Origin of the sequence: Paludicola sp. MB14-C6, assembly GCF_030908625.1 — a bacterium.
GTDB lineage: Bacteria > Bacillota > Clostridia > Oscillospirales > Ruminococcaceae > Paludihabitans.
Genome location: NZ_CP133133.1, coordinates 1,375,755 through 1,394,124, shown reverse-complemented (window position 1 = coordinate 1,394,124; position 18,370 = coordinate 1,375,755). Strand labels below are relative to the sequence as shown.

The window sequence follows — 18,370 nt, the reverse complement described above, 5'->3', positions numbered from 1 at the left end:
GTTGCGGAAATTATGGGATATATAATAAGGCAATAATAAAACGCCGACTTTTTTGTCGGCGTTTTTGCTATTTCAGTTTTCTTTCAATTGCAGCATTGATTTTTTCTCTAAAAGAAATCAAGTATTCTGGATTATACGGATATTGCTTGAATGTAATCGGTGTAGTAAGATCTTTCTCCATTAAATCTACTACAAACTCGCGAGAATAGAGTTGTTCACATAGCAACATTGCACGTAAATCTTGAAGAGCTTCATGAAATACGACCATGCGGATGGAGAGTAACGGTACTCCACTTTTTCCTGGATAAACGCTAAATGCATCACCGGATGGTGCAAAATATTCACCGTCTGTAACACGATATGGGTCAATCAGTTTTTTGGAAAATTGATTGTAATAGAAGTTATAGCCCCAATGCAAGAATCCTTTAATGTTGTATTTGTAAAACTGCGTTGCAATGATGCGATTGCGAGCAGATGGCATCGTTATAAAACGGTTGCTTACATCTTCGCATTGTGCACAGCAATAGTAAGTCCATAAATCAGGAACATGATGCTCTAAAAACGCTTCCATATGGTCATTTGCTGGAATCGGGTGGGCTACAATTCCTTGCTCATAGAAATCATAGTTAGATAGCGCATCCATAATAGTATAGTCCTCGAGTAGGTCGGCTATCATTTCTTTTGCTTTTTTATAGTTTGCTAAGTGTTCCAACGATGGCTCATCTGAAATGTGGAAAACAATTTGGCCTTTTCGGATTCCTTTTTGCTTAAAGTAGGAAAGTAGTGCAGGAATAAAACTGCGTAAGAATATACGATACTCTTCACTAAAAGCGTCGGTTTCCCAACCAAATATTTTTTTATATTCGCCACCTACGGTAGCCATAATTTTTGGAGCATGTTCCGCTCCCCATTGGGTAAATAGATGGGAAATTTCAAAGCGTTGTACCCTACAGCGGTTACATAAGTCAATCCATTTATCTAATAGTGTAAAGTCAAATGTGAATGTATCGTTTTCTTTTGTAATTCCAACTAGTTGTATGGTTGGGCGTTCTCCGCCAACAGCAGTATCAAGCGGAGGGGTAACAACTGGGGTTAAAATTTGTGTAATACCATAAGAAACCGCAGCTTGCATAAAACGCTCGATGATAGCAAAATGCTCATCTGATAACGGTTCTACATTGTAGTAAGATGATAAACAATCCGCATAAAACCATTGGGTATATTGGAATGTTTGTGGTGGCAAAATAGCATCAATAACATGAACGGGTATCGTCTTGCAAATAATTTCATTCCCATCTTCAGAAAACGTTACGGTGATTGAATAATCTCCTGCTTGTATCGGTTCAACTGCATCAATTGTAATCCATAGGGCATTTAGCTGATTTGGAACACAATATAAAGGTGCTTGCTCATCAATTGGGGTTAATAAATCTGGGAAAAGACCAGGCTCGTTGCTTATATAATTGTTATCCGATTTATTATGATATGCTGCCATCATAACAGGGACAAGGTCAACTTGATAGGTGTGAATAGTTGCATCTATCGTTGAAGTAACCTTTACAGTTACAACAGATTTGGCCCATATGGTGGTATCTATTTCTTGATAGGCAACACAAAAAGAATAACGCTCATTTTTAAGCATTGTTATGTGGTCAAGAGCAGGTTTGCTTTCTAGCGCTTCGTTTGGTAAACATTTTTCAAGGGAAGAGGTGAATTGCATTTTTAATTTACTCATAATAAAGTCTCGTTTCTATATTACAGTATTTTATATTCGAGATTTTCCCAAATTAAGTTGCTGCCTTCATCAATTTCCATTGGTAAGAGAAAACGAGCAACTAAAATGGTGTCTTCTTCAGTAGTATCTGTTCGCAATAAAATTGCATAATCGCCATCAATTTTTTGCACGATATAATATTTAGTTTCCATAGGTATTCCTTTCCGTGTTCGTTTTAGAATTCTTTTGATAACACGAATCATCTTTTCTCATTTTATCATGAACACAATACAATCGCAACAGAAAGCGGAGAATGAAATTACTCATTCTCCGCTTTCGCTATTCTATTCGTCTAGTTTTAAGACTGACATAAATGCTTCTTGTGGAACATCAACAGTTCCAAGAGAACGCATTCGCTTTTTACCCTCTTTTTGTTTTTCTAACAGTTTCTTCTTACGAGTGATGTCACCTCCGTAACATTTTGCAAGCACATCTTTTCGCATTGCTTTTACAGTTTCTCTTGCAATAATCTTTCCACCAATTGCAGCTTGAATTGGAATTTCAAACATCTGTCTTGGAATGTTATCCTTCAGCTTTTCTGCAATTTTTCTGCCTCTTGCATATGCTTTTTCAGTATGCACAATAAAGCTCAGTGCATCAATTACATCACCGTTTAACAAGATGTCAAGCTTCACTAATTTTGATGGTACAAAACCTGTTAACTCGTAATCGAAAGAAGCATAGCCTTTTGTTCGGGATTTTAATGCATCAAAAAAGTCGTACACAATTTCATTTAACGGTAAATCGTAATGGAGTTCAACACGGGTAGTATCTAAATAGGTCATGTCTTTAAAAATACCACGACGGTCTTGGCATAAATCCATGATGTTACCAACGTAATCGGTAGGAGAGAGAATGTTGGCTTTTACCATTGGTTCTTCAGCTGTGGCAATGAGTGATACATCAGGGTAGTTAGATGGGTTATCAATCATAAGTACTTGCCCGTTGGTTAACGTAATTTTATATACAACAGATGGTGCAGTTGTAATTAAATCTAAATTAAACTCACGTTCTAAGCGTTCTTGAATGATTTCCATATGCAATAGGCCTAGGAATCCACAACGGAATCCAAAACCTAAAGCGAGCGAGGTTTCCGGTTCAAAGGTTAAGGAGGCATCGTTTAGCTGTAATTTTTCTAGGGCTTCACGTAGGTCGCCATATTTTGCTCCGTCTGCAGGGTATACTCCTGAGAATACCATTGGATTTACTTTTTTGTATCCTGCAAGTGCTTGTGTGGCTGGGCATTCTGCGTTAGTGATGGTATCACCGACACGAGTTTCTCCAATATCTTTAATGCTAGCAGCAATATATCCAACTTCGCCAGCTCTTAGCTCTTTGCAAGGAACAACGCTCTTGGCACCCATATAGCCAACCTCAACAACATTGTAAGTGACTCCGTTTGACATCATCTTAATGGTATCACCAATTTTTACGGTACCTTCTTTAATACGAATATATACAACAACACCTTTGTAGCTGTCATAATATGAGTCGAAAATTAACGCTTTTAGCGGTGCGCCTTCATCTCCTGTTGGAGGAGGAATTTGTGCGACTACTGCTTCTAGTACAGCTTCGATGTTAATTCCTGTTTTGGCAGATACTCTTGGTGCATCCATAGCAGGAATACCGATAACGTCTTCAATTTCATGACAAACCATGTCTGGATCAGCAGAAGGTAAATCAATTTTGTTGACAACCGGTACTACTTCTAAGTCATGTTCAATTGCAAGATAGGTGTTTGCCAAGGTTTGCGCTTCAATGCCTTGAGAAGCATCCACTACTAATATTGCACCTTCGCATGCAGCGAGAGAACGAGATACCTCATAGTTAAAGTCGACATGGCCGGGAGTATCAATTAAATTCAACTGATATGTTTCACCATTTTTGGCAGTATAGCTTAATGTAACTGCACGAGCTTTAATGGTAATGCCTCGCTCACGCTCAATATCCATATTATCAAGAAGCTGTTCTTCCATTTCTCGTGTTGAAATGGTATTCGTAAGTTCGAGCATACGATCGGCTAAAGTACTTTTGCCGTGATCGATATGTGCAATAATTGAAAAGTTTCTAATGTGTTGTTGTCTGTCAGACAAGCATATCACCTCATATAAAGTTTTAGGTATATTCGTATTAAAATTTTTGAAAAAATTACATTTTATATTTTTAAAATATCGAAATAATTATAGCATATAATAAATGCGTAATCAAATATTATTATGCGCAAAAAATCGGAATAAAAAATTTTTTAAAAAAAGTTTGAAAAAAGTGTTGACATTTGTAGCTGTAGTTGATATAATAAACAAGCGTTCTAAAGAGAGCGAAAAACAAAAAGCCTTAAGAATGGCTTAAATACTGCATTTGATCCACTAGCTCAGTTGGCAGAGCATTTGACTTTTAATCAAAGGGTCCGGAGTTCGAATCTCCGGTGGATCACCAAAACAGGACTCGTCAGCAATAGTTGGCGAGTATTCTGATAAGTCTGTACTAAAAATGTATGGATTTATCAGAATATTCGCATTTGTACATATATTTTAAAATTAAATCGACTACTAATGATTAGGTTGAGTTCCTATGCATTCCTTGGAGTTAAGAGTAGCATGTGTTTCCCTTATTTAGCTATTGGAATCGTTTGCTCACCAACAGCACAAAACGGTATCGTAGCGAAGTTTCGGATTTTACCCAAACCGCTCCCCCGAGGGTATCACCTTTTCGTAGTCCATCTTAGCGATAAAACTCCAGTAATCTGACACGAATATTTAAGCTGTCACTTAAATATTGGTCTTGGTTTATCGGTTTTGCTTATCAAGGTACAACATATCAAGGCTTATCGTATAATTGCCAAGATACGGTTTATTTCAAAACGGCTCGTGAAAGACGTTCTAAAAACGAAATCAAGCTTCCAGATGCGCACAAACACTCCGAAAGCTTGACAAGATTTATAACACTGTGCTAAAATAGCAACAGAAGTTAACTCCTATAAGTCTTCTAGATGTTCGTGCATCTTTAAGGCGTAAGCACTGCGGTTTTTGCTGAAATCGTAGTGCTGTAGGGGTTTTTCAACTTACCCTTGTATTGATTGTACCATATTATGGTTAGAAATGCAAGAGGAAAATTTAAATTTGGAAATGATAATAGTACGGTTTGGAAAGACTGTACTTTTTTTATTTTATTCAAAATGACATCATTGGAGGAAACGGAATATGAAGCAATGCCCTAATTGTGGATGCAAATGTAAGGATATAACTCAAGTTTGTCCTAATTGTAAAGCAAATATCACTAATCAATCGCCTATGTCGCAAGGCTACCAATATAACCAATATGGATTAAGGTGTTTAAGGTGTGGTAGTCCTTACTTAACTTTTCAAACAGTAGCCGAAAGTAAAGGCAGGAATGCCGGATTAGTGCTATTATATATAATCTTATTCTTTATCCCTATTGTTGGATGGATAGCGTTATTTTGTTTACTTGTTGGTGGCGGGACAAAAACAACAACATATGCAGTATGTCAATCTTGTGGTTTCCGAGCACCATTAAAGCAATAAAAATCTCTAGGCAAACTCACTCACTTTCAAGTAAAGAGAGTGAGTTTTGCTATGTTCAATAGAAAACACTAACTTAATACAAAATAAACCTATAAATATGGGAATCTATATTGTATGCAAATGAATAATGTTGTAAATGGAAAGATAAGTTCGTTACCTATGAACAAGAATAATTTATGAATACAGGAAAAAACGAACTAAACTGCACATGGATAATAAAATATTGACATAATGATTTGGATAAAGTTCTATCATAACAGTATGATAAATACAATTGTTGAAACAATAATTATGAGGTGATTAGATGGCTGTTGCAAATAAAACTACTATAGCGTTTAGTTTAGTGTCAATACCAATTGCTATGTATACTGCAAACCAGGATAATGATATAAGTTTTAATCAATTGCATAAAGAGGATAATAGCAGAATAAAGTACAAGAAAACTTGTGGACATTGTGGTAAAGAAATAACGAGTCAAGATATTGTAAAAGGCTATCAATATGATGATGACAAATACGTAGTTGTGACGGAAGACGATTTAGAAAAAATTAAAACTGAAAAAGATAAGACAATACAAATATTACATTTTGCAAATTTAAATCAAATAAGTCCAGTTTATTATGATAAAACTTATCATGCCATACCAGAAGCTGGCGGCGATAAAGCTTTTGAATTATTGCGATCTGCACTTATGGCTGAACAAAAAATTGCAATCGGTAAAACTGTAATAGGTAATCATGAAACATTGCTTGCTATAATTCCGAGAGAAGACGGAATGTTAATTCAAACGATGTATTATAATGACGATATTAAAGATGTGCCAAAAACCTACAATAAACCCGAAATATCAGATACAGAGTTACAAATGGCAAAGACACTCATTCAATCCATGGATACTCCTTTCAATCCAGAAGAATATAAGGATGAATATCAGATTAAATTGCGTGAACTCCTTGAGCAAAAGATTGCAGGAAAAGAGATTGTGCAAGCAAAGCCAGAGGAACAGGGAAAAATTATTGATATTATGGAAGCATTGCAAGCTAGTATTGAGAAAAACACTAAGACAAAGCCAATTAAACGAACACGTAAATCCAAAGGTGTATCATAATGAATTTATTCGAGTCTCGGAATATAAAGCCAATGTTAATTGCAGAGAATGTTGAACCATTTAATTCACATGAGCACGTATTTGAGTTAAAGCTTGATGGGTGTCGATGTATTGCATATCTAGATAAAGATGAAGTTGACTTAAGGAATAAAAGAAACGTTAAGTTGCTTCCAAAATTTCCTGAATTGTCGAACATTAACAAGCAAATAAAAAAACGCTGCATTTTAGACGGTGAGTTAATTGTAATGGTTGAAGGGAAACCTAACTTTTATGAATTACAAAGGCGTACATTAATGTCGAATAAGTTTAAGATTGAGTTAGCTTATAAACAACACCCAGCGTGCTTTATAGCTTACGATATTTTGTATTTAGATGATCGGCATATAACAGATTTACCATTGATAGAGCGTAAAAAATTACTTGCTAAAACTATAAATGAAAATGGGCAAATTGCGATATCAAGATATATCGAATATAACGGCATTGATTTATATAAACTAACTGAACACCAAAAGCTTGAGGGTATAGTAGCTAAATTAAAAGACAGTAGATATTATTTTGGAAAGAGGACTCATGATTGGGTTAAAATTAAATGGCTATTAGACGATGATTTTGTGGTCTGTGGTTACATTGAAAAAGAAAGTAATATGACAAGTATCGTTTTAGGGCAATACAATAAAGAAGGAGAATTAACATATAAAGGTCATGTTACATTAGGTGTGCGAAAAAATGATTTAATCAAAAAGGGAAAAACAATAGACGTTTCACCTTTTACCTTCACACCACAAGGCAATGAAAATGCGATATGGCTTAAGCCTAGCCTAGTTTGCACAGTACAATGGATGCCAAGAGAAAATAAAGGATTAAATCAAGCAGTATTTAAAGGTTTTCGAGATGATAAACCACCACACGATTGCATTGTTAAAGACGGTAGGGGATGACCTTATCGTCTTTTTAAATCATATATTTACTTTCAATTGCAAATATTTACAAATAATGTTATAATAAAAACATATTATAAACGAAGGTGTTATCATGAAAAAAATATTTGCTCTTTTTTTAACAATCTTATTAGTGACCACAGTAGGTTGTACTTCAGATTTGGAGAATAACAATCAATCTGACAGTTCGCAAACTTTACTCAGTTCAGATGTTGCTGTTTCAAGTGAAGAAGCTTCATCAAGTGGAATTGTAAGTATTAAGCAAGATATAACAACCTTGCAACCTTTAAAAGCTCATTTTCTTGATGTCGGACAAGGAGATTCCATTTTTATTGAACTACCTAATAAAGAGACTATGCTTATAGATGCAGGTAATAATGCGGATGGAAATAAGATAGTTAACTATATTAAAAACAAAGGTTATAGTACATTAAATTATTTAGTAGCAACTCATCCTCATGCTGATCACATAGGTGGAATGGCTACTGTTGTAGAGTCACTAGGTATTGGCGGTATTTATATGCCAAGAGCCACCACTACAACAAAGACATACGAAACGTTATTAACTACAATTCAATTAAAAGGGTTAAAGATAAAGACCGCAAAAGCAGGAGTTTCAATTATAAATTATGGAGACTTGAAAATAGATATAGTTGCACCAAATTCGGACTCTTATAAAGATTTAAATGATTACTCTGCTGTTCTTAAACTCACATATAAGAACAACTCATTTTTATTAACCGGTGATTCAGAAACGGTATCTGAAAGTGAAATAACTGCTAATGTTAAGGCGGATGTTTTGAAGGTAGGACATCATGGTAGTAATTCGTCTACATCTAATGCTTTTTTAAGTAAAGTTTCACCAAAATATGCTGTAATAAGTGTGGGCAAAGGCAATAGCTATGGACATCCAACCGCTGATACCTTGACCAAGTTAAATAAAGCAGGTATAAGTATTTATAGAACTGATGAAGTGGGTACTATTATCTTCACGTCTGATGGTGCAAAGATTACAGTTGATAAAAATGCATCATCAATTAAAGAAAATGCACCACCCCAAACAACTACATCTTCAAAAATTACAAGTTCTACTGGTGGTAAAGATTATGATGATACACCAATTACCAATGTGGGTTATATAGGCAACAAAAACACAAAGAAATTCCACTTGCCAACTTGTAGCTCATTACCGGCAGTACAAAATCAAGTGACATTTAGCAGTAGAGATGAAGCAATAGCAAGTGGATACATTCCATGTGGCCGTTGTAAACCATAAAGGAGGATTGTCAATATGCAAGTTATCATAGATCGTTTTGAAGGTAATTTTGCAATAGTTGAATTAGATAATAAAACAACTGTTGATATGCCTAAATGTCTTTTGCCTGATGATGCGCTAGAGGGAGATGTCATAATAATAGAGATTGACAAAGGGGAAACTGCTAAAAGATTGGCAAATATAAAGAAACTTGAACAATTGCTTTGGGAAGATTAACTTTCACCTCACCGATACATACTACTCGGCATCATGGCAGGAGTCCTGTCTCTAGCCACTTTCATGTCCATCAACAGCGTTGCAACAGTAACAGCAGATTTCCCATATCGGTTACGAATACCATCAACAGCTCTATCAATTCTTTCTCCGTTGATGTGTTTTTTAGGGCTAAAAAAGAATCCGTATTGCTGAGGGCAGCCATCCGATACAAGGTTGATGGCCCTTATTGTTATTGCTCGGACATTGTAGTTCCAATTGTAGTTTTGTTTAAATAGCTTGATTGCAGCTTGTGCTAACTCTAGGAAGTTTTGCGTATAACAAGGCAGCGGAGCTTGAAACTGTTTTACATATAGGTTTTCATCTTTCACACTTATTTGAACGCCACTTGCAGCAAGATGATTATCTCTTAATCGTTTACCTACATCCTCAGCTAACTCTAAGAATATTTGCCATACCTCATCTTCATTTTCTAAATCAGCATTACAAGTAATACCATGCCCTACACTTTTAATGGGTGCACGATAATCGGTATGCATAACCCTAGAGACATCTAACCCGTTAGCAGCAATCCATAGGTCATATCCATTCTTGCCAAGTACAAATTTCAAGAACTCTGGATCAGATTGTGCTAAATCACCTAAAGTGTTAATACCATACTTTTTTAATTTTAAAGTGGTGGACCTTCCTACGAATATCATTTCACAAGCAGGTAACCCCCATATCTTTTCTTTAAAAGAATCTTTCTCAATTACAGTAACAGCATCAGGCTTTTTCATATCACTACCAAGCTTAGCAAATATCTTATTAAATGACACACCTACAGATACGGTTAAACCTAATTCAGATTTAACCGTTTCCTTAATTTGATATGCAATATCATATCCACTACCGAATAACATGGTACTACCTGTTACATCAAGCCAACATTCATCTATTCCGTATGGCTCTATCATATCAGTATAGCGATAATATATTTCTCGTACTTTTCTAGAGTAATAAAGATATTCAGAATAGTGTGGTGGCACAATTGTTAAGTCTGGGCACTTCTGTTTAGCTTGCCATATTACTTCTCCTGTTTTAACGCCATAACTCTTTGCTAATTCATTCTTAGCTAATACAATACCATGCCTGTCTTCTTGTGAGCCACAGACAGCAACAGCTTTTCCTTTTAGTGCAGGGTTTAGCATACACTCAATTGAGGCGTAACAATTGTTAAGATCGGCGTGAAGAATAATTCTTTCCATCAGAACACTCCTTGACAAATTAAACGAACACAAGTATAATAATAACGAACACAAATTCATATTATAGTGTATTATGAATTATATACGAATATTCGTTCGTTGTCAATATAAAAGACGAATTATATTTCACAGCAAGGAGTCATAACAATGATGTTTTCAGAAAAATTAAAACAGTTAAGAAAGAGTGCTAAAATGTTACAAACGGAACTAGCAAAAGCATTGGGTGTGACAACTAGAACAGTACAATACTATGAAGCAGGAGAACGTTACCCTCAAACTGCTCAAATTACAAATAAGATTTGTGAAATATTCCAGGTGTCAAATACATACTTAATGTCAGAACAGGATGAGTTTGTAAAAGAAGCTACTGAGAAATACGGAACGAGTGGCAAAAATAAAGCCAATGCAATTATAGCCGAAACAAGCGGGCTGTTTGCAGGTGGCGAATTAGATGAAGAAGATAGAGACTTATTTTTCAAAGCTATTACTGATATCTATTTTCAATCAAAAGAGCGTGCTAAAAAATACGCAAGTAAATAAGATTACTTTCATAGGGAGAGGGGTGAACTGAGTGAGCCAATATATAACTGATATCGTAGATCAACTGATAAAGCAATATAAGACAAGAGATCCGTTTGAGTTAACTGAAGCATTGAATATCTTCGTTGGGTATCGTCCATTCAATAGCCTTAAGGGCTTCTATTGTGTGATGAATAGAGAACGTCATATCATCTTAAATGATAACTTATCAGAACAAGAACAACGACTTGTTATTGCTCATGAGTTAGGCCATGATAGGCTTCACCAAACCTTTGCAAAAGTATCTCCTATGAAAGATTTTCAGTTATACGATATGACTTCTAAACCCGAGTACCAAGCAAACTACTTCGCCGCAGAGCTGCTAATAGATGATAACGATGTCATTAACCTTGCATATGAAGGTATGGACTACAATAACATTGCTCAACTGTTAGAAGTACCGGATGATTTGCTTTCGTTTAAGCTCCACTCCCTTAATCAAAAAGGTCATAAATTTAATATACCTAAGAATATTTCAAGTAGATTTTTAGGAAAATAAATAAACTCACTCTCAAGTAAAGAGAGTGAGTTTTGCTATATCCAATAATAGCTTGAAAGCACTAATACAATACAAAAAGAACCTATAAATATGGAAATGTATATTGTATGCAAATGGATAATGTTGTATAATGACGAAGAGGGTAATTTTATATACCCCACTATCCATTAGGCGAATAATGCGAAGTTGGAGTAAGTTCATACAATAGCAATTAGACGAAATTCAGGGTTCATCGTACAAGTAATAGTTAATATAGTGCTTTAATCGATTGGAGGCAGGAATTTGATTACAGAAGATATATTAAAATGGGTAGCAACTTTACCTAAGTGGCAACAGAAGTTAGGACATTTGATAATTGAGAAGAAGCATGTGACAGAGGTTGAGCTTAATGAAATATATAACGTTTTCAAAGTGGAGAATTCATTAAGTATAGGAAAATACTTTGGTGATGATATACAATTATACAAGTTTGAGACTGATGCCTATCCTGTCGTAAAGTGGCAAGGGGTTAAAGATTTACATGGGGTCAACAGATTGAAATCTGGTGTTGAATTATACGTTTCAGACGGATTAACCATAATCTATGGAGAAAATGGAAGTGGAAAATCCGGCTATACAAGACTAATAAACAACGCGTTTGTATCGAGAGGTGACCAAGAAATCCTTTCAAATGTCTATTTAGATAAACCAGATGACATATCAGCAGTCTTTCAATTTTGTATAGATGGGATTCCGAAGGAGTATAAATATCCAGAAGAAAAAGAGAAATACCCTTTTATGACAATAAGAAGTTTTGACTCAAAAAGTGCATCTGATGACATGAATCGAGAATCAACAATAGATTTTGCGCCAAGCGAATTGTCGTTCTTCGATCTATTTTTGTCTGGTTGCTTAGCGATTCAAGATAAACTGAATAATGAGAGAAAATCTGTTAAATTAGAAAATCCGACGTTGAAGTACTTCCCCAACGAGGGAAAAGCTTTAATTCAGATGAAAGCTCTTTCAGCAAATTCAAATATAGATGAAATCAGAAAAAGTTTTACTATTTCAAAAGATGAAGAAGTATTCGTTGAGAAGATCAAGAGCGAAAAAGCAAATCTTATTTCATTGAATATAAATAAACAAGTAGAGCTGATTGATAAAGTTGTTATTGTTTTAGAAAGTGCGATAAAGAAATACAATTTATTTGCGGCGGCTGTATCAAAAGATAATATTGATATTTATAATCAACAGATCATATTTTTACAAAAATGCAGAGTATTACATGATACCGTAGGGACGACGTTATTTGAAAAAGATGACGTTGAACTTATTGGTTCACAAGAATGGAAAGAGTTTATAAGTTCTGCAAAAAAATATTATGATCTTATTTCCAAGCATAACATCTGTCCTTTATGTGGTCACGAAATAGAAGAGAAAAATTTGATTTTCAAATATTGGAAATACTTAGAGAGTGATGCGGAAAGTAATTTGAAAACTGCGCAGGAAGCAATTCGTCTTTCGAGAGAAGGACTTGACAATCTGGAACTCTCATTTCTGGTAGAATCATCCGTTCAGGAGCAATGGCTGTTGGAAAATTATAGAGATGAAGAGGAACAAATTTCTGTAGCTTTTAAGACTGCAAATCAAATAAAAAATGCAATTATAAAGGATATTGAAAGCGAAAGTGCTATTAGTGTAGTCGCACTTCCAAAAATAAATATTCAAGATCTCATCAAAAAAATTGAGGATAAGAAGAGAGATCTCAACAAAGACAGTATAAATAAGCGTATTTCGGAATGTCAAAACATAGAAAATGAATACATAGATAAAATCAAGGTAACTGAACTCTTGCCAATTGTAAGTAAATATTTAGAACAATTAAAGTGGGATATGACTGCTGAGAATAGTAAAATAAAGACCAACAATATTACGATTAAACAGAAAGAATTATTTGAAAAGTATGTAACCGAGGATTATCTAAAAGAATTCAAGGAAGAGTGCAAAAAACTTAACGCAGATTTTGATGTAGAAATAACTTCTCGAGGAAGTAGCGGTCATACATTAAAAAAACTGCAGATTAAAGGAGTGGCACCTGGAAAAGTTTTAAGTGAAGGAGAACAAAGGGCTATTTCTATTGCATGTTTTCTTACAGAAGTACATATGGATATGAGAAATACAGGTATTGTATTAGATGATCCAGTGTGCTCCTTGGACCACAAGAGAAGAAGCCTTATTGTGAATAGGCTTATAGAAGAAGCTATGCTCCGACAAGTTGTAATTTTTACACATGAAATAACATTTTTTATGGAGATTAAAACGGAATCAGAGAGAAAAAATATAAATTTTAATCAGGTAACAATTCGAAATTTTTTTAATGAACCGGGAGATATATCACCTATTATACCTTGGCAAGGTATGACTGTTAAGGATAGAACAGGAAAACTAAAAAACGACTTACAGGGTATAGTTGCGGTATTCAATAAAGGCGATATGGATATGTATTATTATAAAGCAAAGGAATGGTGTGAACTTTTAAGAGAAAGCTGGGAAAGAGCCGTCGAAGAAATTTTATTAAATGATGCAATACAAAGATATAATCCTTGTGTGCAAACACAACGACTCAAAAAAGCACCTTTTACGCAAGAATTGTATTGTGAATTGGAAAGTGGAATGACAGAGTGTTCTGCTTGGTGCCATGATCAAGCACGTGCAATCAATGGAAATATCCCAAGTATAGAAGATTTAAGAAAATACATCGATTCTTTTGAAAAATATTGGAAGGAAAACAAACCGAGATAAACATACACATTCTGAGTGTTATTGCAGATATTAATACCAATTATATAGCTTTAACTTCGCTTAATGTTTAAATGGACAAGCATTTATCATGTTGTTTTTAAGTTCGTAATTAAGGAGGAATGTATGTGCAAACGTTAACAAGCCTATACACGGAATTATCATCTGACAAGAACAGATGGTCATATTACCCCAATCCGAACTTCGATATAAAAGGTACTTGGAATAATAATGATAGCGCATTTGCTTTTATTACATCATACTTTGAGTATGCAGGGAAAAGCCAGTGTCTTAAAGATCAGCGCCTTGAAGACAATTGCCGATACATAAAATCGCGAGCTACACATATTATTTCGACATTTCTTCTCGGAGTAAAATTATTCGAAAGCTTTGGAATTAAACTCGAACCTAGTGATGAAAGGAACATGAATCTGAAGTATTATTGGTTTTTGACATGTTTATATCATGACATTGGTTACGCCTTTGAGAAAAGTAGCACTTGTGAGCAGCTTCGTATGTTACAGTCTGATGGTCTCGATGCAATTCAAGAAGTTGCGGATATCAAGTATCTGCATGAACGGGAGTTTAAGACCTTTTCCAGAAAAGAGATTGATCTCTATCTAAGAGGAAGGGCTCAGTGCTATCAAGGAAGAGTAGGCTGTATAGACCATGGGATTATTGGAGGCCTTCTTCTTTATGACAAGTTGAGAAGACAATTTGAAATATCTTGGAAGAGACGGACATGGACTACGGACTGCCGTGAGAGTTTCCTTATAAAAGATGAATGCAGTGATAGAACACTACATTTATCCAATAAGCATTATGACGCTTACGCCAAAGCCGCTGACGCTATAATGGTCCACAACGTTTGGAATACATCGTTTAATGAATATGTTGATCGATATGATACTCAAAATCAGATAAAAAAGCACACATGCGAAGGTCGAATATCAAAAGAAAATATTCTATGCTTTATCCTTGCAATTGCAGACACACTGGAACCACTAAAGAGGCAAATATCATTAAATGATATTTGCTTTGAATCCATAACAAATGGATTCAGGATAGAGTTGGAAGTAGATGATACTGACCATTACGACCTTACAGACTTGGAAACATGGGTTGCCGTGAAAGTGAACACTTCACATCAAAAAAACAAGAAGGTTTTTGCCATCTCTCTTTAGAGGGAATGTATTGACCTTCCCATTATGTTTATATATTGCAATAGTTAATATTAGCAATAATGAGCAGTTTGATAAAGTAATAGTTCAAGGAGATGTTATATAAAAATGGATTCAGTTTTGTCCTCAGTATTATCAATAATATTATCCATAATAATCACATGGATATTTTCCGAAAAATATAAATTTAAAAAGCAAATTGATGGACAGTTTATAAACAATAAAGTATTTTCATACGATGATATAAATGCATTTAATGATATTGAAGTAAAATATAAAAATACTCCTATTAACCAACTATACTTGACGTCTATAGCATTATGGAATAGTGGAAGTGACGCAATTAGAAAAGAAGATTTTATCAATTCAAACTTACTCAAAGTGCAGGTGGGAAAAGGCTCTTTGCTCTTATGTTCAGATATTTTAAAAATTAGTAATGAAGATTGTAACTTTCAAATTAATATATCTGAAGATAAAAAAAGTGCTTACATATTATTTGATCACCTAAATAAGAAAGATGGATTATGCTTTAATATTCTGCATAGCAGCAAAGATATTCCGATAATTAGTGGAAATTTTATAGGTTTTGAAAAAGAACTACAAATTCAAAATTTGACAAATAGAACAATCTTTTATAAACAGGTGATTTCATTATTGACTGCTACATCTATAACAATTATTTACTTATTAATAAATTTTTATAAATATAACTTGAATAGCCCGATTGAATTATTAATTAAAATATTTACAATAGTTGCTATATATTATATCTTTTCAAAATTATTCGTACGCCCTAAAAGGAAACTTCCAAAAGTTCTTAGATATAAAAATAGCCCATTTTTACAGCGTAATTAAAACAGTATTTGATTACATTACAATGAAAAGCAAGTCATAACAATTATCGCAAGTAGAACAATTTCAATAAAGGAGAAATGGAAAATGATCTTAAAAAGTTTTCGTGTTACTGAATTTAGGTCTGTGCATGATAGTGGTTGGGTTGATGCCGAGCAAATTACTGCTTTGATTGGCACCAACGAATCAGGGAAAACGAACATTTTACTTCCGTTATGGAAATTAAATCCTGCAGATGAGGGCGAAATTGATTTAAAAGCAGATTTACCAAGGGATAGATATCATACATATCGATCTGCCACTCATAAGCCAATATTTATTTACGCAAAATATTCTCTTTTGCAAAATGAGCAGAAAGATCTTGCAAAAATTTCAAGATATAATGAGGAAGAACTTTGTGAAGTTATTGTTTCAAAAGACTTTGATGGGAATCTGTATTGTGAATTTCCATTTGCAGTAGATCGTAGATCATCAGAAATTGATAAAGGAAAAGAAATATTAGAGGCATGCAAAGTCACCTTGGAAGCAGCCAAGGAGACATCTGGTAAAGCCGAAAGTGATAGGAGAGAAAAGGCTCTTGACATTATTCAGTCGACATTAACAATTCTCAATAACACAGATATTGCAACTGCTTCGTTAGTAGCTGCTTATGCTGAATTGGATAAGTTTGAAGAAGATGTCAAGTCTTCTATAGCATGTGTAGTTATGTCTGATGCGATTCAAAAGTTTAGTGCAATTGCATCTGAAAGTAAAAAGCCATCGCTAGCTGAAACAAAAGATGTTGTTGCATATGTATATATACATATGCCTAAGTATGTGTATTATTCCAATTACGGAAATCTTGACTCTCAAATATACCTCCCTCAAGTATTACAGAATATAGGAAAAATTGATTTGGGGGTTAAAGAGGCTGCTAAGGCGCGTACATTAAAGACTCTATTTAAGTTCGTTCAGCTTGATCCAAGAGAAATAACAAACCTAGGAACAGAGGATAATGGTAATCTTTCACAAGAACAGATTGCAATTATTTCGGATAAGAAAAAAGAACGTGAAATTCTTTTGGCATCAGCCTCTTCAGGTTTTACTAAATCCTTTAACGAATGGTGGAAACAAGGAAATTATACATTTGAGTTTCAGGCTGACGGAAATTTCTTTAGAATTTGGGTTTCTGATTCAGTAAGGCCAGAACGTATTGAACTTGAATCAAGGAGTACGGGCCTACAGTGGTTTTTTAGCTTTTATCTGGTTTTCTTGGTGGAAAGTGAACTTCATCATCAAAATGCGATACTACTCTTGGATGAACCTGGCGTTACCCTCCATCCATTAGCTCAAAAGGACTTATTTATGTTTTTTGAAAATCTTGCTATCAATAATCAAATGTTGTACACTACACATTCTCCCTTTATGGTTGATTCGAATCATCTTGAGCGCGTGAGATCTGTATATATTGATGAAGGTGGAAAAACAGTCGTAAGTCCAGATTTGAGAGCAACGGAACGATTGAGAGGAAAAAATCAGCCACAATCAATATATCCAGCCCATGCAGCGCTGGGCCTGTCAGTATCAGATACGCTTCTTATAAATTGTAATCCCATCTTAGTGGAGGGAGAGTCAGACCAAATCTATCTGTCCGCACTTAAAAATTTATTAATTTCGAAAGGAAAGATTTCGCCCCTGAAAGAAATAGTGTTTATTCCAACGGGCGGTGTTAAGGGTGTTAAAGCGACGTCTGCAATACTGTCTGGAGTCAGTGAAATTAAACCACCAGTGCTATTAGATGGTGACAAGCCAGGAGTGAAAATGGCCACAGAACTAAAGTCAGACTTTTACGCCGCTGATTTGGACAAAATTATATCAGTTTCAGATTATACTGCTTTACCGAACGGGGAAATAGAAGATCTTTTCCCTAAATCAAAAATTGCGAGTATAATTGCAAGATTTCTACCACGGCCAGAAGAAGTTGACGAAGAGTTTGATGATGTAGTGACCGATGATACGCCAGTCTGCGATCAAATTGAAACGTTTGCTCAAACTCATGGTATATCGCTTGATAAAGGGTGGAAGGTTCGCCTTGCCACAATGGTTAAAAAGGAGGTCCTCAAAGGTACAAATAGAGTGATAAGTGAAGATGATGCTGAATTTAATAAAATCATCAGTCTATTCGAAAAAATGTGCTGATATTTTTAATAGAACGAATGAAATAGATTGTATCGTTGTTGATGAGAATTTGTTTTTTAAGAGCCCAACCAGATCTTGGCATTGTTTTATTGAGTATCCTATTATGTTTAAAGTGAATAGATAGCTTTCTTAATTCTAATCTCGTCATGCAAGTTGATTTTAATTAAATAGACGGCTGAACGCTCTTAACAATAAAAAGTCA

Annotated in this window: 15 protein-coding genes and 1 tRNA gene; 12 read left to right on the top strand and 4 right to left on the bottom strand. The window is 34.7% G+C overall.

Annotated elements, in window-relative coordinates; translation table 11 throughout:
* Positions 1–67: 67 nt before the first annotated feature.
* The 3 genes from RBG61_RS06705 to lepA form a co-directional block, all read right to left on the bottom strand.
* Entirely contained in the window at positions 68–1,735 is a 1,668-nt protein-coding gene (locus tag RBG61_RS06705; protein WP_307947019.1) for a DUF4091 domain-containing protein, read from the bottom strand.
* Between the two features lie 20 nt (positions 1,736–1,755).
* On the bottom strand, positions 1,756–1,926 hold the full coding sequence (locus RBG61_RS06700) for a chorismate--pyruvate lyase (protein ID WP_307947018.1): 171 nt from the start codon (positions 1,924–1,926) through the stop codon (positions 1,756–1,758).
* Between the two features lie 132 nt (positions 1,927–2,058).
* A complete protein-coding gene (gene lepA / locus RBG61_RS06695; RefSeq protein ID WP_307947016.1) occupies positions 2,059–3,867 on the bottom strand; it encodes a translation elongation factor 4 in 1,809 nt (602 codons plus the stop codon).
* A 267-nt stretch (positions 3,868–4,134) separates the two neighbouring features.
* Between lepA and RBG61_RS06690 the strand changes: the two genes are divergently transcribed.
* From RBG61_RS06690 to RBG61_RS06665, 6 genes are all read left to right on the top strand, one after another.
* A tRNA-Lys gene (locus RBG61_RS06690) sits at positions 4,135–4,210 on the top strand.
* Positions 4,211–4,974: 764 nt separating this feature from the next.
* Positions 4,975–5,316, top strand: a complete 342-nt coding sequence (locus RBG61_RS06685; RefSeq protein ID WP_307947015.1) for a hypothetical protein — start codon at positions 4,975–4,977, stop codon at positions 5,314–5,316.
* Positions 5,317–5,620: 304 nt separating this feature from the next.
* On the top strand, positions 5,621–6,424 hold the full coding sequence (locus RBG61_RS06680; RefSeq protein WP_307947012.1) for a Ku protein: 804 nt from the start codon (positions 5,621–5,623) through the stop codon (positions 6,422–6,424).
* Complete coding sequence (locus RBG61_RS06675) at positions 6,424–7,365, top strand: RNA ligase family protein (protein ID WP_307947011.1); 942 nt, start codon at positions 6,424–6,426, stop codon at positions 7,363–7,365. The genes RBG61_RS06680 and RBG61_RS06675 overlap by 1 nt, the downstream gene beginning before the upstream one ends.
* A 94-nt stretch (positions 7,366–7,459) precedes the next feature.
* The gene (locus RBG61_RS06670) at positions 7,460–8,641 is read left to right on the top strand and encodes a ComEC/Rec2 family competence protein (protein ID WP_307947009.1); all 1,182 of its coding nucleotides are present in this window, start codon (positions 7,460–7,462) and stop codon (positions 8,639–8,641) included.
* 15 nt (positions 8,642–8,656) lie between these two features.
* On the top strand, positions 8,657–8,857 hold the full coding sequence (locus tag RBG61_RS06665; protein ID WP_307947006.1) for a DUF3006 domain-containing protein: 201 nt from the start codon (positions 8,657–8,659) through the stop codon (positions 8,855–8,857).
* 8 nt (positions 8,858–8,865) lie between these two features.
* On the opposite strand, the gene RBG61_RS06660 is transcribed toward RBG61_RS06665, so the two are convergent.
* A complete protein-coding gene (locus tag RBG61_RS06660) occupies positions 8,866–10,101 on the bottom strand; it encodes a DNA polymerase Y family protein (RefSeq protein ID WP_307947003.1) in 1,236 nt (411 codons plus the stop codon).
* A 147-nt stretch (positions 10,102–10,248) separates the two neighbouring features.
* Between RBG61_RS06660 and RBG61_RS06655 the strand changes: the two genes are divergently transcribed.
* The 6 genes from RBG61_RS06655 (at position 10,249) to RBG61_RS06630 (ending at position 18,168) form a co-directional block, all read left to right on the top strand.
* On the top strand, positions 10,249–10,641 hold the full coding sequence (locus tag RBG61_RS06655; RefSeq protein ID WP_307947000.1) for a helix-turn-helix domain-containing protein: 393 nt from the start codon (positions 10,249–10,251) through the stop codon (positions 10,639–10,641).
* A gap of 31 nt (positions 10,642–10,672) precedes the next feature.
* Positions 10,673–11,179, top strand: coding sequence for an ImmA/IrrE family metallo-endopeptidase (locus tag RBG61_RS06650; RefSeq protein ID WP_307946997.1), 507 nt, complete (start codon positions 10,673–10,675; stop codon positions 11,177–11,179).
* A 282-nt stretch (positions 11,180–11,461) separates the two neighbouring features.
* Positions 11,462–13,960 carry an AAA family ATPase gene (locus RBG61_RS06645; RefSeq protein ID WP_307946995.1) on the top strand — a complete coding sequence of 833 codons (2,499 nt, stop codon included), beginning with the start codon at positions 11,462–11,464 and terminating at the stop codon, positions 13,958–13,960.
* Between the two features lie 125 nt (positions 13,961–14,085).
* On the top strand, positions 14,086–15,141 hold the full coding sequence (locus tag RBG61_RS06640; protein ID WP_307946992.1) for a hypothetical protein: 1,056 nt from the start codon (positions 14,086–14,088) through the stop codon (positions 15,139–15,141).
* A 105-nt stretch (positions 15,142–15,246) separates the two neighbouring features.
* Positions 15,247–15,993, top strand: coding sequence for a hypothetical protein (locus tag RBG61_RS06635; protein ID WP_307946989.1), 747 nt, complete (start codon positions 15,247–15,249; stop codon positions 15,991–15,993).
* A gap of 84 nt (positions 15,994–16,077) precedes the next feature.
* Positions 16,078–18,168 (top strand): AAA family ATPase, encoded by a 2,091-nt coding sequence (locus RBG61_RS06630; protein ID WP_307946987.1) that lies wholly within the window; start codon positions 16,078–16,080, stop codon positions 18,166–18,168.
* Positions 18,169–18,370: the final 202 nt, after the last annotated feature.